The 23,004-nt window shown below is 60.4% G+C and carries 21 protein-coding genes; 13 read left to right on the top strand and 8 right to left on the bottom strand.

Going from position 1 to position 23,004, the window contains the following annotated elements:
* The first annotated feature begins 72 nt into the window (after positions 1-72).
* The 3 genes from V1292_RS29495 to V1292_RS29485 all read left to right on the top strand — a co-directional run bounded on the left by V1292_RS29495 (position 73) and on the right by V1292_RS29485 (position 3,043).
* Positions 73-1,797, top strand: a complete 1,725-nt coding sequence (locus V1292_RS29495) for a pyrroloquinoline quinone-dependent dehydrogenase (protein ID WP_334376074.1) — start codon at positions 73-75, stop codon at positions 1,795-1,797.
* Between the two features lie 105 nt (positions 1,798-1,902).
* Positions 1,903-2,238, top strand: a complete 336-nt coding sequence (locus V1292_RS29490; protein ID WP_334376073.1) for a c-type cytochrome — start codon at positions 1,903-1,905, stop codon at positions 2,236-2,238.
* Between the two features lie 37 nt (positions 2,239-2,275).
* Entirely contained in the window at positions 2,276-3,043 is a 768-nt protein-coding gene (locus tag V1292_RS29485; RefSeq protein ID WP_334376072.1) for a substrate-binding periplasmic protein, read from the top strand.
* A gap of 107 nt (positions 3,044-3,150) precedes the next feature.
* Here V1292_RS29485 and V1292_RS29480 read toward each other — a convergent pair whose 3' ends face one another.
* From V1292_RS29480 to V1292_RS29470, 3 genes are all read right to left on the bottom strand, one after another.
* Positions 3,151-3,318, bottom strand: a complete 168-nt coding sequence (locus tag V1292_RS29480; RefSeq protein WP_334376071.1) for a hypothetical protein — start codon at positions 3,316-3,318, stop codon at positions 3,151-3,153.
* A 99-nt stretch (positions 3,319-3,417) separates the two neighbouring features.
* Complete coding sequence (locus V1292_RS29475; RefSeq protein WP_334376070.1) at positions 3,418-3,942, bottom strand: universal stress protein; 525 nt, start codon at positions 3,940-3,942, stop codon at positions 3,418-3,420.
* A gap of 18 nt (positions 3,943-3,960) precedes the next feature.
* Complete coding sequence (locus V1292_RS29470; RefSeq protein ID WP_334376069.1) at positions 3,961-5,223, bottom strand: putative Na+/H+ antiporter; 1,263 nt, start codon at positions 5,221-5,223, stop codon at positions 3,961-3,963.
* A 212-nt stretch (positions 5,224-5,435) separates the two neighbouring features.
* Here V1292_RS29470 and V1292_RS29465 point away from each other — a divergent pair, with 212 nt between their 5' ends.
* Together V1292_RS29465 and V1292_RS29460 are read left to right on the top strand one after the other, a co-directional pair.
* A complete protein-coding gene (locus V1292_RS29465) occupies positions 5,436-7,025 on the top strand; it encodes an ATP-binding protein (RefSeq protein WP_334376068.1) in 1,590 nt (529 codons plus the stop codon).
* Positions 7,022-7,621, top strand: a complete 600-nt coding sequence (locus tag V1292_RS29460) for a response regulator transcription factor (protein WP_334376067.1) — start codon at positions 7,022-7,024, stop codon at positions 7,619-7,621. Before V1292_RS29465 ends, V1292_RS29460 begins: the two co-directional genes overlap by 4 nt.
* Before the next feature lie 47 nt (positions 7,622-7,668).
* Here V1292_RS29460 and V1292_RS29455 read toward each other — a convergent pair whose 3' ends face one another.
* Entirely contained in the window at positions 7,669-9,060 is a 1,392-nt protein-coding gene (locus tag V1292_RS29455) for an ABC transporter substrate-binding protein (protein WP_334376066.1), read from the bottom strand.
* 235 nt (positions 9,061-9,295) lie between these two features.
* On the opposite strand from V1292_RS29455, the gene V1292_RS29450 reads away from it, so the two are divergent.
* The 3 genes from V1292_RS29450 to V1292_RS29440 all read left to right on the top strand — a co-directional run bounded on the left by V1292_RS29450 (position 9,296) and on the right by V1292_RS29440 (position 13,536).
* A complete protein-coding gene (locus V1292_RS29450) occupies positions 9,296-11,488 on the top strand; it encodes an ATP-binding protein (protein ID WP_334376065.1) in 2,193 nt (730 codons plus the stop codon).
* Positions 11,489-11,661: 173 nt separating this feature from the next.
* Positions 11,662-12,951, top strand: a complete 1,290-nt coding sequence (locus tag V1292_RS29445) for a serine hydrolase domain-containing protein (RefSeq protein ID WP_334376064.1) — start codon at positions 11,662-11,664, stop codon at positions 12,949-12,951.
* 105 nt (positions 12,952-13,056) lie between these two features.
* Complete coding sequence (locus tag V1292_RS29440) at positions 13,057-13,536, top strand: Crp/Fnr family transcriptional regulator (protein ID WP_334376063.1); 480 nt, start codon at positions 13,057-13,059, stop codon at positions 13,534-13,536.
* A gap of 75 nt (positions 13,537-13,611) precedes the next feature.
* Here the strand turns inward: V1292_RS29440 and V1292_RS29435 are convergent, their stop codons facing one another.
* Positions 13,612-14,229: a L,D-transpeptidase gene (locus tag V1292_RS29435; RefSeq protein ID WP_028346704.1), complete on the bottom strand. Its 618-nt coding sequence runs from the start codon at positions 14,227-14,229 to the stop codon at positions 13,612-13,614.
* Between the two features lie 732 nt (positions 14,230-14,961).
* Between V1292_RS29435 and V1292_RS29430 the strand changes: the two genes are divergently transcribed.
* Complete coding sequence (locus V1292_RS29430; RefSeq protein WP_334376062.1) at positions 14,962-16,014, top strand: cyclase family protein; 1,053 nt, start codon at positions 14,962-14,964, stop codon at positions 16,012-16,014.
* 88 nt (positions 16,015-16,102) lie between these two features.
* Here the strand turns inward: V1292_RS29430 and V1292_RS29425 are convergent, their stop codons facing one another.
* Positions 16,103-17,341, bottom strand: coding sequence for a vanadium-dependent haloperoxidase (locus tag V1292_RS29425; protein ID WP_334376061.1), 1,239 nt, complete (start codon positions 17,339-17,341; stop codon positions 16,103-16,105).
* Between the two features lie 288 nt (positions 17,342-17,629).
* Here V1292_RS29425 and V1292_RS29420 point away from each other — a divergent pair, with 288 nt between their 5' ends.
* Positions 17,630-18,364 carry an SGNH/GDSL hydrolase family protein gene (locus V1292_RS29420; RefSeq protein WP_334376060.1) on the top strand — a complete coding sequence of 245 codons (735 nt, stop codon included), beginning with the start codon at positions 17,630-17,632 and terminating at the stop codon, positions 18,362-18,364.
* A gap of 261 nt (positions 18,365-18,625) precedes the next feature.
* Here V1292_RS29420 and V1292_RS29415 read toward each other — a convergent pair whose 3' ends face one another.
* Together V1292_RS29415 and V1292_RS29410 are read right to left on the bottom strand one after the other, a co-directional pair.
* Positions 18,626-19,156, bottom strand: coding sequence for a hypothetical protein (locus V1292_RS29415; protein WP_334376059.1), 531 nt, complete (start codon positions 19,154-19,156; stop codon positions 18,626-18,628).
* Positions 19,157-19,810: 654 nt separating this feature from the next.
* Positions 19,811-20,746, bottom strand: coding sequence for an alpha/beta fold hydrolase (locus V1292_RS29410; protein ID WP_334376058.1), 936 nt, complete (start codon positions 20,744-20,746; stop codon positions 19,811-19,813).
* Positions 20,747-21,237: 491 nt separating this feature from the next.
* On the opposite strand from V1292_RS29410, the gene V1292_RS29405 reads away from it, so the two are divergent.
* The 3 genes from V1292_RS29405 to V1292_RS29395 are packed head-to-tail and all read left to right on the top strand — an operon-like array spanning position 21,238 to position 22,960.
* Entirely contained in the window at positions 21,238-22,347 is a 1,110-nt protein-coding gene (locus V1292_RS29405) for an MBL fold metallo-hydrolase (RefSeq protein ID WP_334376057.1), read from the top strand.
* A gap of 11 nt (positions 22,348-22,358) precedes the next feature.
* Positions 22,359-22,547 (top strand): hypothetical protein, encoded by a 189-nt coding sequence (locus V1292_RS29400; RefSeq protein ID WP_334376056.1) that lies wholly within the window; start codon positions 22,359-22,361, stop codon positions 22,545-22,547.
* Positions 22,547-22,960, top strand: coding sequence for an SCO family protein (locus tag V1292_RS29395; protein ID WP_334376055.1), 414 nt, complete (start codon positions 22,547-22,549; stop codon positions 22,958-22,960). Before V1292_RS29400 ends, V1292_RS29395 begins: the two co-directional genes overlap by 1 nt.
* Positions 22,961-23,004: the final 44 nt, after the last annotated feature.

Below are 23,004 nucleotides of genomic sequence, written 5' to 3'. Positions count from 1 at the left end.
AGACGATCAGGTGCGGCGGGCCGGACAGTGTAGTGACCAGCGCAAGAGCAAAACCAAGGGGAGGAAATACGGATGAAGAAGCATTTGGGTTATTTTTCTCTGCCCGTTGCAGTTGCGATCGGTGCGACGCTTGCCGCATCGTCAGCCTTTGCACAAACGGTTGATACCGCGCGGATCGAGGCCGCCGGCCAGAATGACTGGCTGACCTATCACGGGTCGTACAAGTCGCATCACTACAGCCCGCTCGCTCAGATCAACACCAGCAACGTCGGAAACTTGGGTGTCGCCTGGATGCATATTCCGGGAAGATCCACCCGCGGCGTGCAGTCGATGCCGCTCGTGGCTGATGGCGTGCTTTACTACACCGGCTCCTACAGCCGAACCTTCGCGCTGAACGGCGCCACCGGCGAGCTGATCTGGCACTATTTCCCGGAACTGGACGAGGCGTTGGTCAAGCGGCAGACGCACTCGCCCTACAATCGCGGTGTCGCCCTTGGAGAAGGCAAAGTCTACGTCGGCACAGTGGACGGTCGGCTCATCGCGCTGGACGCGAAGACCGGCAGGGTGGCGTGGGACACCAAGCTGATCGATTCCCAGAAGCTGACGGTCGGCTTCACCGGTGCGCCTCTCTATGCCAAGGGCTTGGTGATCATTGGCGCGCAGGGCGGTGAGTGGCCCGGCCGCGGCCCGATCTTCGCCATCGATGCCGCCACGGGGAAAAAGAAATGGGAGTTCCTGACGGTTGCTGGCACCGAGGAAGCCATGAAGACCTGGGGCGGTGACTCCTGGCGCACCGGGGGAGGCGGCGGCTGGATGCCCGGCACCTACGATTCCGAGACCAACACGATTCTATGGGGCACTGCCAACCCGGCGCCGCTCTACGATTGGTCGGGAGCGGACTATAAGACGCAAGGCGCGCGTCCCGGCGACAATCTCTACACGAGCTCAGTGATCGGTCTCGACATCGATACCGGCAAATTGAAATTCTACCATCAGGAGCTGCCGCACGACGCCTGGGACTTTGACAGCTCCGTCGGCGAGTTCGTGATGCTCGAGCGCGACGGCCAGAAGCTCATCGTCCATCCGAACAAGGGCGGTTTCATCTTTGTTTACGACCGCAATCTTGCCGTGAAGAACGTCTGGCGGCTCGTTCAGAACATCAATTTTGTCAAGGACATCGATCCCAAGACGGGCGCGCTGATCGGACGTCGCGACTTCACTGCGGGGAAGGTCACCGACCCGCCGCTCTGCCCATTCATTGGTGGCGGCATTAGCTGGAATGCCGGGTCGTACAGTCCGAAAACGGGCCTCTACTACAAGATCGGCCAGGAATGGTGCATGACGCTCGACGTCCAGAAGACGACGCCGGTGACGACTCCACAGGCACAGCTTAACATCGGCGCCGATTTCAAGATGGCGCCTCCTCCGGGCGGCGAGATCTATGGTCATCTCGACGCGCGCGACCCCGTGACCGGGGTTAAGAAATGGGAGGTTCGCTACCCCGAGCCGCCGCTTGGCAGTGTGCTAGCGACCGCAGGCAATCTCGTGTTCGTGCCTGATTCGCGCGGCGTCATTCACGCCTACGATGCCGAAACAGGGACCGAGCTGTGGAATCACAACAACGGCACCGGCCATCAGGGTGGCATCGTCAGCTACTCTGTCGGCGGCAAGCAATACATTGCCGTGACAGCGGGCTTCGGCGGCATGTTGGCAGACGAGTATGGGCCAAACTTCGGCGGCATCTACAAGAGCATGCCGCGCGACGACGGCATGCTCGTCGTCTTCAGCCTCAAATAGGCGATCGCAAACGATCTGCCGGGGGCGGGCGCAAGCCTGCTCCCCGTGCGTTGAAGCGGCTGGGTGGCTTTCAGGGAAATGGAGCCGGACGTTTTGAAATTGCACTTGAAGAACATCGCACTGCTATCGGCGGTGCTGGGCGCGTCATTGGCGTGTGCCGGGTCGGTCCGGACGCAGCCTGCGAGCCCTGCGCCCGACAACGGGACGTTCGACGTCGAGCAGTTGTTCGCAGGGACTTGCGGCTTTTGTCACTCCAGTGGCGGCCGAGCTGCCGGCAAGGGGCCGCAGTTGATGAATTCACCACGAGACGACGATTTTTTGCGTGACCGCATAAAGAACGGCAAGGAAGGCGCGATGCCTGGTTTCGCTGGGGCCTTCACCGACGCGCAGATCGAACAGATGGTCAAGTACATCCGGGCCTTGAAGCCGCGCGAGGGCTGAGCTGCCGAGACCCGCGACATCCACACGGGGACACGGAATGAAGACAATTCTCCCGTTCATGGTCGGCGCCGTCATCGGGCTGATCGGCTCGGCTCAGGCGCGACCCCTCGACGCCATCCGCTCGACCGGCGTGCTCGGATTATGTGCTCATCCCAACTCGCTTCCATTCGCGAACAAGGCCGGCGATCCGCCAGGATTTCAGGTCGAATTGGGACGGGCGCTGGCACGTGAGCTCGGCGTCTCGCTGGAGCTCGACTGGATTATCACCCGGTACCAGATGCGCAGCGCCGGTTGCGACATCCTTCTGGATGTGATTGCCGATCGCGAGGCGCAAGGCGAGACCAACTTGAGGGTTTCAAAACCCTACTATCGCACTGGCGTTATCCTGGCCGTGCCGCAGGCCAGCAAGCTCACGTCGTTCAAGAGTCTCGACGGGCAGACGAAGGTCGGAGTCCTGGTCGGATCCTTCGCAGCAATGATCATCAGTCAGCGGCGCGTACCGATATCGACCTTCGGGTTTGAGGTCGACAGCCTTGAGGCCGTGGCCAACCATGAGATCGACGCGGCGGCGGTCACGCCGGCGGCGGCGAGCTATTTCAATCTGACGCATCCGGACAAGGCGCTCCGTATCTTGGATCGTGACGAGAGCGAGGCGAACCTGAACTGGAACGTCGCAGTTGGCATGTTCCGCCCCGATGACAATCTGCGTGAAGCCATCGACGCGGCGGTCGAGCGGTTGCGGGCCGACGGCACAATCGATCGAATCTACAAGCGCTACGGGGTTGTGCTGCAAACACCGAAGTAATTGCGCGTCGTGCCGCGTTGTCGTCGCGCCCCTTGCAAGGGGATATTCTGGTGTCAGAGCCTCATAGGGTCAGGAGTTCACGTGGTCACGTGCGGCTAAGGGGGTACTTATTCGTCTGAATACCAAGCTCCGAGCAGAAATCTGCGCCTCGGCTTGGAGCCCTGATTTCGGGCGTCGGTCAGATCGACGGCATAGCGCTTCATCAAAAGCTTGATTGCCACCGCAATGATGACGAAAGGCGTTACGTAGATCGCGAATATCTCAAAGGCTTTCATGGCAACTCCTCCGCGATTTCGTGCTGGGACACTACCACAATCCTTGAGACGCGGAGGAGGGCGTCGGGCAGATCGAGTTCCGCTAGGTGACGTGGACTCCTATTTCACAATCACGACCGGCACCAAGGCGGCCGTGATGACGCGGGATATCAGGGAAGATACAAGCGGCAAGCCTATGGCGCGTAACCAACGCCGCACGTATTGCGGTTGCGGATCCGCCAGGACGATAGCGTCGCATTTGTCTTCGGCCGCGCAACGGAGAATTATCGGCAGCGGATCGCCAATTTTGACCTTCGACAGGCAAACCACGCCCACCTTGCCCAACCGTTTGCTCACAGCATTGACGATGGGCAGCCCGACATCGTTGATTAGACGGTCCTCGATTTCTTCCTTCTTGAAACTCTGATAGCCGCGCAGGCGCCCCTCATAGTGTCGATCCTGCACGTTCAGAATGATGGCCTCCACATTGTCCTTGCCTTCGGCTATGGCGGCCACGAAATCGACAATGCGATTGGTGCGTTCGCTGCCATCCACGACGGCGAGAAAGCGCATGCCTCTTGTTGCCGAACTGGCGACTTCATGCCCGATGCCGCCGGGTGCAGTTGTCGTAGCCTGGTTTGTCATGCACATCTCCGTCTGGATTCACGGGAGCAACTGAAACGCCGCAGCGGCGACGAGGGTTGGAGCGAGCGCAGCCAAGACAAGGCCGCCTGCGCTGATCGTTCCGTCTTCGAAGCTGTTCTTCAGGATTGCGAATCCCGCCGGATTCGGTGCGTTTGCAATTACGGTGAGCCCACCGCCCGTCACCGCTCCCGCGACCAGGGAGTATTTGAATTCGTCGGAAACGCCGTCGACGAGCGAACCAAGATATGTCAGGGCTGCGTTGTCAGTTACTGCAGTCAACAGGGTGGCGCCGGTGAACAGCATGGTGGGCCCCATGTCACTGAGAAGCGGTTGCAGCCACCATTTCTGCTGGCCGCCGATCACCACCAAGCCGGCCAGGAAAAACGCAACTAGCAGACCTTCCCGCAGGATGAGCGGCGACTGATAGCGCTTGTACGCCTCGGCAAAGCCGAGAAAGAACATGAAGAGCGCGAGAAAAACGATCGGATGATGATTGAAGGCGACCACCGCGCCGAGAAAGCCGAGATGAACTCCGGAACTCCAGGCTGGGACATCCAGCTTTGCCGGCGACACTGCGAGCTTCCGCAGATAGTCTCGGAACAGAAATGTGACTCCTGCAGCATTGACTGCCACGGCGAGTGCCGCCTTCCATCCGAATGTTCGCAACATGAACGGAAGGTCAAAGCCCCACTGCTCTGCAACCATGAGCACGGGAGGAGCGGCGTAGGGCGTCAGCGTACCGCCGATGGACACATTGACAAACAAGACACCGATTGTGGCGTACATGAACCTTCTCGGTGCTCCGCCAGCAAAATACTGGTCGCGGAGCAGCAGCGCCGTCAGCGTCATTGCAGCAGGTTCCGTGATGAAGGAGCCGAGCAATGGACCTACCGAGAGCAGCGAGAGGTAGTAGGCGGTGGGTTGCGACAGGGGGATCAGGTGCGAGACGAGGCGAAGCAGCGCCGCCGCCATCTGGATGACCGGTCGGCTCGCGGCAATGACCATAACCACGAAGACAAACGCCGGCTCTGTAAAATTGCGGCTTTCAAGATAGGCGAGCGCGCCGGTGCTGCCTATCTTCACGACCATGAAGGCAATCAGAACCGCCGCCCAGAACCCGAACACCACCTCGACTTCTGCGAGCAGATGCCAAAGCCCGGCATGGCGCGGTTGAATATGCGCCATGCGTTCGAACGACCGCGTCGAGAATGTATGCAGCACAGCTATCGCAAAGATTGCCGCGGCCGCCGCCGCGACTTCGAAGGGCGTTTCGTTCGGCACCGAGTCTCGCCTTTTGTGCGCATTACGCTCGGGCTAGACTGACGACGACGCTGCCTCCGAACAATTCGGTGCGAAACCGTCGGGGCTTTTGCGGTGTGGTCGTTCCCAGAGTAAAACTACCTAATCGCGGACGTCGTGCGTCCCGGAGTATTGTGATCATGCGGCAACCGAGTTTCGAAAACATGAGCTCGGGCAGGCCGCTGGTGCTTCGGATGTCGCGCTGGTATCTTGCGATCGGCTTGGGCTATCTTGTCAGTTACGTGCTGCTCGACTGGATCAGCTACGTCCATCCGTTCGCCACGTTCGGCATCACACCCTGGAATCCGCAAACCGGCCTCAGCTTCGCATTGATCCTGCTGTTCGGCGGCGCGTACATGCCTTGGCTGTTTGCGGCGCCGCTGATCGCCGATCTGATTGTTCGCGACCTGCCTCTTCCGCCCGGCGTCGAGTTGCTTGTCGTGGCGATTACCGGCCTCGGATATGGTTCGGCTGCGCTTCTGCTGCTGCACCGTCGCTTCGGCTTCGATCGTTCATTGTCGTCCCGCAGCTCCCTGCTGTGGCTCGTAACGATAGCTGTCGCCAGCATTGCGCTCGTGTCGATTGGACACGCGCTTGTTCTTGTGCTGCATGGGATCATTGCATCACATGATTTCGCACAGGTGTCGCTGCGAGGTTTCATCGGCGACTTGATCGGCGTGATCGTCTTCACGCCGTTTGCTCTTATCGTGTTCACGCGGCGGAGCTTTCCGGTGGTCTCGTGGGAAGCCGCGGCCATTCTTATCCTGGTTCTTGTCGGACTCTGGGGCGTATTCGGCGTCACCGAGGCGCTCCGCTTCCAGCTTTTCTATGTGTTTTTCGTTCCGGTCGTCTGGATCGCAGTGCGGTTCGGTCTGGAAGGCGTGACGCTTGGCCTCGCCGTCATTCAGATTGGATTGATCGCTGCGATCGAGCTGTCACATGAAAGCGCGACTGATGTCGTTGCCTATCAGGCGCTGATGACTGTTCTATCGGCGACCGGCCTTGCCATTGGAGTACTGGTTTCGGAGCAGCGGCGCACACAACATCAGCTCCGAATACACCAGGACGCCCTTCATCGAGCATGGCGGCTCGCAACCATGGGAGAGTTTGCTGCAGCAGTCGCGCACGAGATCAACCAGCCGCTCACCGCGATCGGCAACTATGCCCGGCTTGCCAAGCGGGCCGTCGAGAAAACGCCTCCTGATACTGCAGCCGCCGCAACAGCATCAGCGGAGGCGATCGTGCAAGTCGATCGAGCGGGAGCCGTAGTGAATCGCTTGCGCGATTTCATCCGGCTTGGAAGGATCGAGACGAGCCCCGTTAGTGTCACAACGCTCGTAGCGGAGGCAGTCGCGGTGTTCGGGCCCGAGCTGGAGCGGCGGGGCATCGGGTGTCAAACGTCGGTTGGACGGGATGTTCCGCCGGTGCTCGCGGATGGCTTGCAGATTGAGCAGGTCATTCTAAACCTTGTCCGCAATGCCGCCGAAGCGTTGGCCGGCGCGGGCCGGTATGATGGCAAGATCGTTATCGAGGGTCTGACAGGACCGAATGGAAAGGTCACGATCCGCGTGAGTGACAATGGTCCAGGGATTGATCCCGATCTCGGGGACGACGCAATCGCTGCATTTGCCACGACGAAGCCAGATGGGCTGGGACTAGGTCTCTCGCTTTCACGATCGGTCATCGAAGCTCATGGCGGGGAGCTTCGAATTGAAAGCACAAAGCACGGCACTACAGCATCGTTTACGCTGCCAGCCGTGCACAGTTCGGACTCGGGTGCATGACAATAGCTCTGATCGACGACGACGACGCAATTTTGCGCTCTTTGAGCATGCTCCTTGAGGGGCGGGGGATACCGGTGCGAGCGTATTCGTCAGCAGAGAGCTTTCTGAATGCCCTGGCCGCTGAAGTGCCCCAATGCGTCGTTTCGGACATTCGCATGCCGGGGATGTCAGGTATCGAGCTGCAACAGAAGCTGAAGGATGAAGGAGCGATACCGGTCATTTTCATTACAGGGCACGGCGATGTCACGATGGCTGTGCAGGCGATCAAGCAAGGCGCTTTCGATTTCATCGAGAAGCCGTTGGACGACGAGCGGCTGATTGCCAGCATCTCGCAGGCGATCGAAAGCGGAAACCGCCTTAGAAGCGAGCACAAAGAACGCGCGGCCCTTCAAGCGCGTGTGGCCGAGCTTTCGCCGCGCCAGGTCGAAGTCATGCAACTCGTGGCGGAGGGTTTGTCAAATAAGGAGATCGCGCACAAGCTGGGGATCAGCACTCGAACTGTCGAGAATTATCGTGCCTGGGTGATGGAAAAGATGGGCGCCAACAGCCTCGCCGATCTTGTTCGAAAGGTAATTGCCCTGAAATCCCGCGCCTGAATGCTGATTACACGTACGGAGGGGGAACATAGGCGCCAATAGCTCCGCTATCCGCGGATCGCCGCATTGGCCTTCTCGGCGGCGTTGGTCATCGCAATCTTTGCCGGTCTCGCTCCAGTGACCACTTCATTCACGCCGATCATGAAAGCGTCCAGGATGGGCCTCGAAAGCGGATGGAAAAGGATCGCCTTGGCGCGGTCAAAATCGGCGTTCTGCAGGTTGGTCAGCGCCGCCTCGGCGGCTTGTGCGCCGAACGCCTTCTTGAAGTCCTCGCTCGACCAGGCCGACACGCGTGTCGTTGCCAGCCCCGCTGCGGCAGTCCGCAGCGAGGTGGGCTTGCTTGTCGCCCACATCAGAAACAAGAACGCTGCCCGCTTGTTTCGTGAATGGGAATTGATGCAGGCTTGCCAGTGCGACATGAAAGGCACGGACGTGCGACCGGCGACATGTGGAAAGGCGGCGAACACAGTCCGCCCCACAACTTGGCTTTTGGCTGGATTGGAGATGTCGGTAGCGAAATTGCTGCTGTCGATCGCCATCGCCGTCTTGCGCTGCAGGAAATCGTCCAGCACGTGGTACCATTCATAGCCGCTCACACCGCTAGGTCCGGCTTGACTGAGCAATCGACCGTACATCTCGACGGCGGCGATGGCCTCCGGGCTCGCGAAAGCGGCCTTGTTGTCCTTGACCATGTCCCCGCCGTAGGAGAACACGAAGCTCATGGCCGGCACGGACGAATTGCCGCCGGCCTGCGCTCGCATGGCGATCCCAGACATCTCACTGGTCTTGGCCGCGTTGGCGGTGGCGAGCAGCTCGTCGAAAGTCTGGGGGACGCGCAGATCCCTGGCTGCCAGCGCGTCGCGGTTGATGAACAGGGTCACGGCCTCGGAAGTGATCGGGCAGGCGTAGCGTTCGCCGTCCCGCCACAACGGAAAGGCTCGGGCTGTCTTGAGAAGATCGTTCTCGTCATACCAGCCGAGATCGGTCAGCGACCTGTCGGAATAATAGGCGTTCAGCGGCTCGAGCCATCCTTTTGAGATGCCCTGGCCATAGGCCGTAAACATGAAGACGTCGGGTGTGCTGCTGCCGCGGGCGAGCTGGATCGGCAGCGCGCCCATGTACGCGGTCTCCAATCGGAAGTCGGTAACGACGCTGATGCCGGTGAGCTTGGTGAAATCCCACAAAAGCGGTGTGATCGCGTTCGACCAGGGATGGATCGCGCCTGCGAGCGTGATCGTCTGCCCGGCAAATTGCTTCCAATCTATCGCAGCGTGCGCATAGACACCGGCGACATCCTCTGCGAGGCCCCACCGTGGCAGGATGGCGAGGGCCGGCAGGACGACGCCGGCTGCGCCCAATCCCTTGACGAAGCTGCGCCGGCTGGCCGACCCCGGACGGCCCGGAAGCTTTTCACCCTGCACCATTTCATTTGGAGCCATCTGGTTGCTCCTGGCGGGGAGTGGCCTTCACAACAGCCGAGCGATACCACCCGTGACGTTCTGGCCCCTTGCGAGGGGACTGACGGGCTTCTAAGCCGGTGCAATCTGCAGGGTTGGAGCGTGCCGGTTCCTATCTAAACTACGCAGACCGCGGCTGTATTTTTACTATACTGGCAATACTCTTCGTCGGCATCAGAAAAGAGCCGCTCACGCGAGCATCGAAGACTTAAGGCTAATGTCAGTCCCTCTGACCCAGTCCTTTCGGTGGTTTGTTCGTCCGCTGACGCTGGTGGTCGCGGTGGTTCTGGCTGCCGTGGTCTCGACCGGATTTCTCGGCCTTCGATATTGGCAGGAGCGACAAGCGGCAAGTCTTGTACACGAGCGCAGTCGTCAGGTGCTCGACACGCTGGATCGGCTGCGGGCGGTCATCGCCGACGTCGAGGCCCAAAGACGCGAGTATCTGCTGACTCTCGACCCCTCATATCTCAAGGCTTACGGCGTCTCCGACGAAAGCGTACGGCGAGAGGCGCAGGCGCTCCAGGCTCTGGTCGCGAACGATCCGTTGCAGAACCATCGTGCCGGACATCTGGCGCTGACAGTTGCAGCAAAGCTGCGTGAGATCGATGACATCGTCAAGACGGCCAGCACCTCCGGGCTGGCGGCGCTGACCATGATCCGCAGCCTGGACGAGATAAGGTCGCAAATCGACCAGATGGTGGACCACGAGCGTTTGCTGCTCGTGGATCAGGAGAAGCGCGCCGAGGCACTCGAACAACGCAAAGCCAGGCTGATCGCGACCGCCATCGTCATAGTCGCAGTCCTGGCGGTGGTGGCGTTGGCGCTTGCACGGCTCGAAGCGATAAGGCGGCGTAAGGCGATCGCGGAGAACGTCGCGCTCCACGGCGATCTCCTGGCGCGCGACAAGAAGATCCGGCGCCTGGTCGACGCCAACATCGTTGGCATCATCATTTGGGATCTCGAAGGTCGCATTCTCGAGGCCAACGATGCGTTTCTCCGTATGTTGGGTTACAGTCGGGAGGACCTTGTCTCCGGTTGCCTGAGCCGGACTGACCTGACGCCGGCGGAATGGCACGACCGCGACGCACGCACGGTGGCGGACCTGAAGCGGATGAGGACCGTCCAGCCATTCGAGAAAGAGTATTTTCGGAAGGACGGCAGTCGCGTGCCCGTGCTGCTCGGCGGGGTGATGTTCGAACAAAGCTCAGATCAAGGTGTTAGTTTCGTCCTCGATCTGACCGAGCGCAAGCGGGCGGAAGAGGCGCTGCGGCAGAGCGAGGAACGCTTTCGCACCCTCGTGCAGTTCTCCTTCGACGTGTACTGGGAGACTGATGCGCAACATCGCTTCACGCACCAGGAGTTCGCAGAGACCCTTGCCGACGCGCCGGCGCCGGGCGCCGAGATCGGCAAGACCCGTTGGGAAGTGCCTTACCTGGAGCCGGATGAAGAGGCCTGGCGCAAGCACCGGGAAACGCTCGATGCCCACCTGCCGTTTCGCGATTTTGAGCTTGCGCGAGCTGGCCCCGACGGCAGCAAGCGTTACGTGTCCGTCTCCGGGCTGCCGGTGTTTGACAAGACGGGGCGCTTCGTCGGCTACCGCGGCGTCGGGCGTCACATCACCGAACGCAGGCGGGCCGAAGAATCCTTGCGCGCCATGCAGGCGGAGCTCGCGCACGCCAATCGCGTCACCACGATGGGTCAATTGACGGCCTCGATTGCCCATGAGGTCAACCAGCCGATCGCGGCGACGGTTACCAATGCCGGGGCTGCCCTGCGCTGGCTCAGCGCTCAACCGCCCAATCTCGGCGAAGTTCGGGATTCCCTTCGTCGTATCGTCGAGGACGGCAAGCGCGCCGGCAACGTCATCAACGGGATCCGGGCCCTCATCAACAAGGTGCCGCCGCGGAACGATCGGTTCGACCTCAATGAAGCCATCCTCGAAATGGTCGTGCTGACCCGGAGCGAAATGTTCAAGCACGGCATCTTGCTGCAGACCGACCTCGCGCCGGGCTTGCCGATGGTGAAAGGCGATCGCACCCAACTGCAGCAGGTGATCCTGAACCTGATCCTCAATGCCATTGAAGCCATGGAGGGCGTCGGCGAGCGGGCAGGCGCACTGCGAATCAACAGCGAGAGGGAGGCCGCGGGCGGCGTGCTCGTCACGGTTCGCGATTCCGGCCCGGGCCTGGACCCGGCGGATGTCGAGCGCGTGTTCGAGGCCTTCTATACGACGAAGGCCAAGGGCATGGGCATGGGCCTCGCCATCTGCCGGTCGATGGTCGAGGCTCACGGCGGACGGATGTGGGCGAGCGCGAACGAACCGCGGGGCGCGGTGTTTCAATTTTCCCTGCCGCTGGAACAAGACGAGAGCGTTCAAGCCCGGCAGATCCGGTCCAGCCCGGCCGCGTGAGGTTGCAGGCTGCGAGAAGCAAAGTGAGCCGTTCGCGCTGGAGCAGAGTTCCTGCGCTATGCTCGGACCGGCCACAATGAGGCAAACGCGGACATGTGCGTGCGCGAGACATTGCTCTCGATCTCGAGTAGCTGCAGAATGGCGCGTCAGAACAGGTCTACGGGAGGGACACCATGATCTCACGTCGTCTTGTCATCCGACTGCTTGGGGCCGCAGTAATAGCTTTCGTGCTCAGCCCCGTCCCGGTAGCCCAGGCGTTTTCGCCCGAGGCGCGCCACGCCAAGCTCGATGAAGCCCTTCGGGGATTGGTGGAAGGCCGCAGCACTCCGGGTATCGTGGTGCTGATCCTCCATGACGGCCGCCCGGTCTACAGCCGCAGCGTCGGCGTTCGCGAGGTTGGGAGTACCGCGCCGATCGGCGCAAACGACATGTTCCGAGTTGCCTCAATGACGAAGGCTGTCACCTCGGTGGCGGCGATGATCCTTGTCGAGCAGGGCAAGATTGGCCTGGATGATCCGGTCAGCCGCTTCCTCCCCGAGTTCACCAAGCTGCGGGTGCGAGCGCCCGACGGCGCCGAGGGGCCGGCCAACAGGCCCCCGACCATCCGCGAACTGCTCACCCATACCGCCGGGCTCTCCTATAACTTCATCAATAATGCTCGGCTTGTGGATGCATATCGCGACGCACGCGTGACCGACGGGCTGGATCAGCCCGAAGTAACCACCGCTGAAGCAATGCAGCGTCTCGCCTCCGTTCCGCTTGGCTATCAGCCTGGCACGGGCTGGGAATACTCGCTTGCGACGGACGTGCTCGGCGCCGTCATCGAGAAGGTGACGGGAAACAGCCTGGAATCCTTTGTCACCGAGCGCATTGCAAAGCCCTTGCGCATCGAGAGTTTTGTGTTCAACCCACCTGAGGCTCTTCGCTCACGCTTCGTGCAGGTGACGCGACCCGCACAGGTCACGGGCGCACTCGGCACAGGCTACGTTCCCGTGATGGGACCTGAGGCAGTGCCGTTCCCACCCACCAAGGGCACTGCCAGCCTCGACCCGAACCGCGCCTTCTCTCCGACTGCGTACAATTCCGGCGGCGCCGGCATGAGTGCCACGATCGGTGACTACGCGCGGTTCTTGCAGATGCTGCTGAACGAGGGCGAGCTTGACGGCGTGCGGGTGCTCCGCGCTGAGACGGTCCGGCAGATGACGCAGAACGCGACCGACAACATGCCGACGATTCGCGGGCCGGGTTGGGGCTTCACGCTGGGCTTTGGGATCCTGACTGATCCCGCCGCAGCCAAGAGCCGTCTTCCGGCCGGTAGCTATGGATGGGGCGGCATCTATGGCACGCAGTTTTGGATCGATCCGACAAACCGCGTCATCGGCGTAGTCATGACCCAGACGGCGATTATCGGCTCCGGTCCAATTTCGAATGCTGTCCGGGAGGCGTTCTATGCGGCCGATTGAAGGTTCGATACCAAGTTAGGAATCGGTCGGCACCCGCAAGGCTGGTGACGTCCCGTTCAAACGGTGCTCTCGGTCTGCCTCTATGAGCGGGAGTATATTTTGCCAATGGCTATCAGCTCCCCCGATCTGAAAGCGTTCCTGCTCGCCACACCTTTCTTCGGTGGCCTTTCAGATGCAGGCCTCGATCTCCTGATCTCTATGCTGGTCGAGCGCCGGTTCAACGCCGGTGCCACTGTCGTAGCGGAAGGAGAACCGGGGCGCTCCATGTTCATTGTTCATTCCGGCCAGCTCGTCGTGTGCAAGCTGGCGGATGCCGGACGCGCCATTCGCATAGCTTGTCTCGAGCCCGGTGATTTCTTCGGCGAAATGACGCTGATCGAAATGCAGAACCGATCAGCCACCGTCGTCGCGGAGAGCCCAACCGCGCTGTACGAACTCACGGCCCAAAAACTCTACACGTGCTACAAAACCGACATCCATGCGTATGTGATGGTAATGCAGAATATCAACCGCGAGCTTTGTAGGCGGCTCCGCCGCGCCGACGATCGCATTGCCAAGCTGCAGATGCTTCACGCGAGGCAATGACGCAGGTTTCGCACGCGCCGTGGACGGGACGAAAAACTGCGAACAGCGCAGTGGCGCCTCACACTGCGCAGCTCGCTACGCACTCCGGCCCGGCGGGAGGACGACGACGATCGCGCCGAGTTTCACCCGATTGACGAGATCGATGATGTCTTCGTTGGTCATGCGGATGCAGCCGGACGAGATGGCCTGACCGATATATTCCGGCTGGTTGGTGCCGTGGATGCGGTACAGGGTGTCCTTGTTGCCCTCGTAAAGATAGATCGCCCGCGCGCCCAGCGGATTGTCCGGACCTCCGGCAACGCGCTTCGGGTAGGGGCCCAATCGAGCCTGGATCTCCGGCGTCGGGATCCAATCCGGCCATTCAGCCATGCGGCCAACCGTAGCGACGCCGGCCCAGGCCAGCGCTTCCTCTCCCACCGTCACACCGTAACGGATCGCCTTGCCTCCCGGCAGCACGTAATAGAGATAACGTGCGTTGCTATCGACCAGGATCGTGCCCGGCTGTTCTTTGCGCGTATAGTCGACGATATGTCGGCGATAAGTTTCCGGAATGCTCGCCTGCGCATAACGCGCGTGGCCAAGTAACTGCCGGTCCCTTGGGGTCAAACTGGCATTTGATGACGGCGCAAGCGTCGCTTGCATGCAGCCGCCGAGTAACCCCACCAGTAACAACGCGAGCCCACGCCCCATCATCGCGTGTCCTCCAAAAGTCGTATGGACGCAATTTGTTTGCTCAAAAAGTGTAGAAATCAAGGCGTCGTGTGACGATAACCTGTCTCGCAACAAGAACACCCGGAGCAGGTGGCTGTGGCCCGATTGCAGTAGCACCTAGCGAACGTCCAGCCTGCGCTCAGGCGTGTCCATTGTCGAAGAAGACATCGCGGACCAGCGGTCCTCAAAACTCGCGGTCGGGAGCTCGCTTGCGTCAACCGTAAGGCCTTTCGTGCCGGCGGAGACGACAATACCCTCGGGCGAGTGCGACCTCATGGTAGCGGCGGTTGCGGCAACAGCGAGCAGAGCGACAGCCACGAACCCAGTAATCGTTCGATGCCTCGTCATCAGAACCTCCTGTGGTCCCGAAAGCCCCTTAGTGTGGGTCACGGGAACCTCGCCAAGGTTCAACGGCAATGAGACAAGTTGCATTGTGCGAGTCAACACACGGGCAACGAAGCTGTCCCAAATTCAAATCGCTGCTCGGACCGGGCTCAGGGCGTGAACCCATAAGTTCAGAGTCATCGGCCAACGTCCGCGCTGGTGCGTATTCCGAACTCAGGTCGGACATTGCATGAGGTTCGCAAAGTGCCGCGAGCTGACGTTCGTGCCCCGCGCGGGTGACGGCCCCGACCGACAATCTCGTTGATCCCACGGTCAGCTCAGGCCTAGACTGGCCAAGCTGAGCTATCCATGTCGTTCCGGGAGGATTCCATGAAGGTAGTTTCGCGATTCTTGCTCGCCGTGACCGTTCTCGCACTCGCACTCGCCGCCGGCGACGGCTATGCGCAGGACGGTGGCATGAAGAAGTGGACAAAAGGAAAAGGGTGGGGCTGGGTTTGGGGGCCTCAGGACGAGGTCGGAAACCTCAACGAGATGACCGATGCATCACGTTTGGCCGCCTTGAAGCTCGTGACACAGGGTAAGGTCTACGATCTCGGCCTTCCATACGACCGCTATTCATACAAATGGCCCGGTCACAGCCCGGGAGAAATCATGAGCTTCCGGTCGCCCGCGGGCGTGAGGAGCCAGAAGGATCTGTCGTTCACCACGCCGGAGGGCGGCAATACGGGGATCACCGCCTGGCATAGCAACGCGATCTTCATGAACGACAACGTGGCGACCCAGATTGATGGACTCGGTCACGTCACGCATGGACCGAAGAACGAGTTTTACAACGGTTTCACGTCCGACGAGTGGGGCGGCGACTTCGGCGTTCGCAAGGCCGACGTGACGACGATCCCGCCGATCGTCGCGCGGGGTGTCTTGGTCGACGTTGCGGGCTTCAAGAACGTGGAAGCCCTTCCGTCTTCCTATGAAATCACTGTCGCTGATATCGAGGGCGCTTTGAGGGCGCAGAACGTCGACGTCACCCCGGGCACGGTCGTTCTGCTACGCACGGGAACCGCCCGCTACTGGGGCGAGAACGGTCGCGACCACGCCAAGATCGGCCAGCACGACTCGGCAGGCATTGGCCTGACAGCCGCGAAGTGGCTCGTCGAGGAGAAGGGCGCGCTTATGCTCGGTTCCGATACGTCCGGGCTCGAATATGGGCCGCCGAAGCCAGCCGACTCTCAGGCCGTTGGCGGCAGCTTCATCCCGGTCCATGTCTACCTGCTCGTCCAGCAGGGCGTCCACATCCTGGAGTTCAATAACCTCGAGCGGCTCGCCGCCGATCGTGTCTACGAGTTCGCCTATATCCTGACCACAAACGCCATCCGCGGTACCGTGGCCGGCACGACGCTGCGGCCGCTGGCCCTCCGTTGAGATGTTGCGTCCGTTAAGCGCCACATTCGAACATCGGTGAAAGCCCCGGATTTTCATCCGGGGCTTCGCGCGCGGTTGGCACAAGAGCTCAAGGCGCCCGTTTGAGCGTGTTCTCGATCATGTAGGCCGCGACCTTTCGGCCCACGTCCTCGCTCACGCGGATCGCGAATCTATAGTGCACGCCGCCCCAGACGCGGACATTCTTCTGCTCCTCGGCCATATCGGCCAGGCTGGCGAATTGCCGCGTTCGCTTCGCATCCCGCACATCGGTTGCCGTGAAAGGAATGGCCTTCACGGGGCCGAACATCGACTCCAGAATTGCCGACGCGATCGTTGCGTTGATCGTCGCCTGCGAGGGGTATTCCGGATGCATCGGCGTGGGGTTGAAGGAGGTCCAGCCGGCATCTCGCTCAGTGGCATCATTGCCGTCCTGGTCGCCGTTGCGGATCGCGGTGACCGGGCGCCACAAATTATAGGTATACTTCGCTTCCCAATTGACGATGTAGGCGTTCGCCAGACTCATGTTGAGCAGCGCGAACAGGCGGGCACATTCGGCAAGCGGCATCTCCTGCTTCATGGCGAGCTCGCGCGCCGCCGCCTGCCATGCCGGGCCAAAATTAATGTTTTCCCAGAACTTTACCGCCTCGGTCTGCTCAGCGGTACGCGCCGTGCTTTTGGTACCGCCGAGGCTTTTAACCTCGTTGTAGTCTCGCGCCCACTCGGCGCTCGACAGTGCCGGCGGCGGGCCGGGCCGGAACTGGTCGGCATTCTTGAACACCCATGGCTTCGCGCGCGCGTATTGCTCCCGCATCGGCGGCGTGGTCGGCACCCATACCCCTGGGGCAGTGTGCGGCCGGTAAGTGTCCGGAGCGTTGGTGCCGTCGTTTGCGCGGTCGGCCTGTATTGCGTCGGCGACCGCCATACCCAGCTCGATGCCTTCGGTCTTGGCCGACCCGTCCGGGATCGCCTGGAGCGATGCCGCGTAGGTCTCTTCGATCTTGTCTTTCTTTGCGGGGTAGATCTGAACAAGGATCTGCCGCGCGGCCGTCGCGGCCGCGGCTTCCGCCGATGCGCCAGGTGCAGCCGGAACCGTCGCGATCACGCGGGTGTAGCGGTTATGCACGGTATTGATCGCATCCGACATCGCAACATGCACCATGGCCAAGGTGCGCAGTTTGGGATTGTTGCCGAGGTCATTGGCCACCAGGGTACCGGTGGTCACGTTCCAGTCAGTGACGACATCGGCGCGCGCTGGCGCGCCCAATAGCGCGGCAGCGATGATGCCCGGCAGCAGAGTAGCTGCCGACATTCCTAAATCGGATTTCATCGGAAGACTCCTTTTTGCCGCCCACGCGATGGGGTGTTGTTTCACGCCAGGTGGGCGTCGGGCACTTTATTCCTCGTTATTTTGCCCTGATGTGAACTGGCTCACCTGTGGTGCGAGATATCCGAGCGGGCCTCGGCACGTCAGCAGCCCGATGTACCATCAAGGTCCAGCGCGGCGTCTCATCGCAGCGGCGCGGCTGATCCACGCGCGCAAAGCTAGGCGATCGCGCAGAGGCGCGCTATTCTTCTTCCACCTCACGTTGTCTCGGCTGCAACACACTGGTGACCCATGGACAGCGATCCCTCACAGATCCCCGTTGAGCCAATCCCCTTCGTGCACCGCCTGACCCACTTTGCGCAGAGTCTCGCCAGAGGACGGGCCAAGATCGTCGCGATCGGCTCGTCGACGACGGCCGGCGACGGCAAGATCAAACCCTATCCGGAAAGGCTGCTGTCGCTTCTTCAGGTCCAATATCCGAAAGGCAGGATCACCATGGTCAACCAGGGAGTCGGCGGCCAGGAAGCGCCGATCGAGCTCGAGCGGTTCGATACTGACGTCATCGCCGAAAAGCCCGATCTGGTGATCTGGCAGGTCGGGACGAATGCAGTCTGGCAAAGTCCGGACCACAATCCTCCGCCTCCCTCTTTCGACGAAACATGCCGGGCGATCCGCGATGGACTCGTCAAGCTGAGTGACGAAACGCAGGCCGACGTCATCCTGATGGACCTCCAATATGTGCCGGCCGTGCTGACGCCGGCCAAGAAGGACAAGGCGATGGCGATGGTCGGGGCGATCAGCGAACTGGCGCAGGACGCGGGCGTCAATGTGTTTCGCCGCTTCGCATTCATGAAGGGCTTGCATCAGGTCGAGCAGGTCTCGTTCGACCGGATGGTCGACCCGAGTGATGAACACAGGCTGCACGACAGCGACTGGGCGACGGAGCGCGTGGCGTGGGCGGTGAAGCTCGCGATCGTCAGAGGCGTTGACGAGGCATGGTCATCGGCAGCCGCGAGCACCACTTAGAGCGTGTTGGGTCATTTACGCCGCCTATTTTGGTCCTGTTCGCCGCATGTCTGCTGGTGCCTGAACAGCGGCGGAATAGGATGTGTCCCTCGACTGCCGCTATGGGCCAGCACCGGACCTCCGCTAAAGCCCATACGCTAGTTCACCTTTGATGTCCGGCAAAGCTCAAGTGCCTGCGCAACATTCTCGGCCCCCTGATGACGATGTAACGCTTTGCGTCGATCAAGATCGCCTTATCTTCCGCGTTGACGGCCGCGCAGTTTACCGTGGAGGCGCGGCGCTCCCCGTGGTCGGCGCCGGAATCTTGTACTCGCCCCGGAGTTCATCCCACAAGGCCGTGTCGCTGACCAGCACGACGTGGTACTCACCGCGGCCCGTGATCCCTGCATATTTTCCCGTGCCGCCAGTGAACTCGAAGATGCCGCGGAACTCTTTCGGCTTCGCGTCTTTCAGGACGTACTTGGCAAAGACCTTGGATCCGTCGGCCTCTGTGAAGGTCTTGTGGCCGCCGCTGGAAGTGCCAGCATCCGTCAGATCAACCACCTGATAGCGGGCCTTGTCGAGGAAGGGCTTGCCGTCGGCGTTGAAGACGGCGCCGTCGTATTCGGTGACCGACACCGTATGGTCAGCCCGGTCTTCCACCTTCACGCTCTTGCTGGACAGGGTGACCAGGACGGCTCGACCGAACCATTGGCCCGCTTCTTCCGCCGCGGCCGGGATAGCGGCCGCCGGGGCTGCCAAAGCAAGCACAACACAACCACACATCCATGATGAATTGAGATCATACCTCATGGTTTCCTCCCAGATGGGTTGCAGGTTACAATTTTGTCGGAGCAAATGCCTCCATGATTGCCCTTCTAGAATTCTTACCTCGTCCCTTTGGTTGCCCTTCTGCTTAAACAAACGCCTCCATTTGTTGAGCAGCATTCACATACGTAACCGCTGCGGACCTCTTCAATGACTCGACCAGCGACCATCAAGCCTCGCAAGCCGCCTTTGGCAACTGGCTCCGAAAGCGTGACTTACCAGCATACCAGCAATCCGGACGAGGAGCGGTGGACCGCTTGCACAGGAAGCGGAAAGCAGCAGCGAACACGACCAGTCGTCTGATTCTTGGTTGACGCGTAACAACAGTCTGTCCCCTTTCTTCAATCCCGATTTGACAATTTCCGGTTTGGGTCATCCTCAGACGTCGGCGTACGCAGTCACCAAGCCCGCTCATCTCTCAATGGCGGACATCGCCGCGCTGGTTCGGCAGGGGCGCGAACTCATAATTCCGATCGTCGGCCGATGTCCGACTGGAAGTGCATTACGGACTCGAACCGGGACATGTCTGACAAATGCCAAAAACAGAAGTTGGGTCGGCCGCGGCCGCCCGGAAGCGCTTGATCGCCCGGCCGAGCTCCCGGAAAACGGCATCAACGACCTTGAACGAGATGCAACAGTTCAGTGCTTTGCAATGAATGCAAGCACCGTCTCATTGAAGGCTTGGGGGTTCTCAACCTCCATCTGATGAGATGCCGCCGGAATCGTTGCACGTTCTACGCTCGGTAAGCAGTGCTCTAGTCTATCGTTGATGAGACGGAACATCCTAGGACTGCGCTCCCCGTCAAGGAGCAATATTGGCGCTTTCACCTTCTGCACATCCTCACATCCGATGGATGGGTGGAGGTTTCGCGATAAGGTCGCGCCTTTTAGTTCTTGGGCATTGTCCATGACGCGCTTCAGAACGGGAGGTGGGAGTTTCTCGTACGAACCATCGCCCAACACGCCGTTCACAAATCGACGCACTCCTTCTTCGTCATTCCCCTGCTTGAATGCTTCGCTCATAGCGATTGATCTCGTGATGGCGGCGGTAAGAACAGCATCTCCTTCAGATGTGGTTTTTAGTAACGGCATTATGGGCGGTTCGCCCAGCGTCAGACTGCGAATGACCTCCGGGTGATCTCGCGCGACCAGGAACGCAATAAACGCCCCATACGAATGACCAATGAGATGAACCGGGGGTAGATCGAGTGCCTTGATGAAGGCAGCCAGGTCTCTTGCATGTATGGTGACAGAAAAATCTGTTGAATCTTTGGGCCATTCATTTGGATAGTGATACCGGCGACTGTACGAGATTAGTCGATATCCCTTCGCGAACGCCTCAAGCTGTCCATCCCACGTGCGGTAATCCTCCAGTGTGCCGTGCACCAGCACCACTGGAGTTCCTTGCCCGCGTTCAATGTAATGCAATGTAAGGCCATTAACTCGCACCTCTCTTGTTTGTAGCTCAGAAGAGGATGCGCCGTTCTGCTGCGCGAATGACGGACTCGCGACGAGGAACATGGCCGCTACCGATACGAGGACGACGTATTTCAAGACGAGCGTTCTCGATTGCATATGACTCTCCTGGTGTTGTGAGACGTGTCGCGCGCTGGCGCACACGAACCGGCGATAGGTGAGTCACGCTAAGAAGTAGACGTCGATTAATTGAAGTGCGATGCCCGCTGACGGTACGCTAGCTACCCGCTGTCCCATGCAAAGAATTCGGCACGTCCGCTTCCGAAGCTAGGGCCAAATCTAGCCGATTTCACCAGCCTGAGGAATGGTTCTCTCGGCTCGACCATGTCTCAAACGTGCCAAAAACGGAAGTGAACCTGCTCTTTTGGCTGCACCGAAAGTGGTGTATCCTTCGACGAGTTGCCAATGGGCCGTGCCGGAGTTCTGTAGTTAAGTGCAGCACCAGCCTTCGGCCGGCAAGCATTACTCATTCATTGATATTGAATTTGGGGGGTGCGATTTCGCGCCCTCTGTACTTCGCCATTTTGGAGTCATCCAGCCAAGGATAACGCCTGGCCCTGATAACGCTGGCTCCATTGTAGGAGGGATCGATGATCGAGCAGTTCAAACGCCGCGATTTTCTGAGGGGTTGTGTGGCTATTGGAGGAGCCTTCGCCGCCGGCAGCTTCACCTGCATCGAAATCGCCAAAGCAGCCGTGATCGACATTCCCGTGGTGGACAAACTCTCGATCCGGGTGCTGGTCGATGGAAGCCAGAATATTTTCGAGCGCCCGGGCAAGGTGGGGAACGTCTCGATTGAGCCGGCACCACGGCAGCAGGACTATCGTCGTGCACTACACAATCAATGGGGTTTGTCTCTGTACCTGCAGTCGCAGCGCGGCAATGAGCAGCGCACCATCATGCTCGACTTCGGCTATACGCCGGAAGCTCTGCTCAACAATATCGAACTGACCGGCGCTGATCCCAGTAAGATCAATGCAATGGTCGTGAGCCATGGCCACTTCGATCACTATGGCGGCCTCATCGGCTTCCTGCAGAAATACCGCAGCGCGTTGCCCGCCGATGTGAAACTCTATGCCGGCGGGGAGGACAACTTCTGCCAGCGCTATAGCGGCGCGCCCGGCACACTTACCGAATTTGGCGCGCTCGATCGCCGCGAGCTGGTTGCGAACAAGGTCTCAGTCGTTCTGGCGGAAAATCCGACGGTTATCGCCGACCACGCTTTCACGACGGGTAAGATCAAGAGGTCGGGCATCGAAAGAATGTTGCCGAACACGCACGTCGGCTTCGCTGTGAAGGATGGTCTCGGCTGTAACGCGAGCCACTACCTGCCGGAGGAGATGCTGGGCAAGATCGTTCCGGACGAGCACATCCACGAGCACGCGACCTGTTTCAATGTAAAAGACCGCGGGCTCGTGGTGATCAGCTCCTGCGGTCACGTCGGCATCGTCAATTCGGTCCGGCAGGCACAGGAAGTCTCCGGCGTGCAGAAGATTCATGCTATCGTCGGTGGCTTCCATCTCGGGCCGGCACCCGAGGACTATCTCAATCAAGTCGTCGCCGAGATCAAGAAGCTCGAACCGGACGTGATCATCCCGATGCATTGTAGCGGCGACAACTTCGCTCGCGCCGTGCGCGCGCAGATGCCGGACAAGCTTCTGGTTTCGACCACCGGCGTCCGTATGACTATGGGCACATGAGGAAGCGTCGGATGCTTGTCAGCTCGGTGCTGGCCGCGGGGCTGCTTGGTGCGGTGCCCGTGGCGCATGCGCAGAGCGAACGCAGCGCCGGCGAGCTGATGGACGCAGTGATGTGGGGCAAGGAGCCGATCGGCGGCCCATTTGCTCTCATCGATCACACCGGGAAGCCTCGTACGGACGCCGATTTCCGTGGCAAGTGATGCTGGTCTATTTCGGGTTCAGCTTCTGTCCGGACGTCTGCCCGACCGATCTGATGGCGATCGGGCAGGCCGTCGATAAGCTTGGCCCTGGCGGCGACGCGGTGCAGCCGTTGTTCGTCACAGTCGACCCCGACCGCGATACGCCTGCGCATCTCGCCGACTACGTGCCCTTCTTTCACTCGCGCCTGCTCGGCCTAACAGGCGATGCTACGCAGATTCGCGACGCCGCGCGCTTGTATCGGGTCTATTACGCGAAGGTCGCGATCGAAGGCGCCGCAGAATACACTATCGATCATTCAGGTTTCATCTATCTGATGGATCGCAACGGCAAGTATCTCGGGTTCTTCCCGCCGGGCACCCCCTCGGATCGGATGGTCGCGGTCATCAAGGCCCATCTCTCAGCCAAACGCTGAAGGTTATCCGCCGTTGTCTCGACCCTGAAGTCCGCTCAGGGTCC

The organism is Bradyrhizobium sp. AZCC 1719, from assembly GCF_036924525.1.
Classification (GTDB): domain Bacteria; phylum Pseudomonadota; class Alphaproteobacteria; order Rhizobiales; family Xanthobacteraceae; genus Bradyrhizobium.
This window is presented reverse-complemented; position numbering and strand designations above follow the sequence as displayed.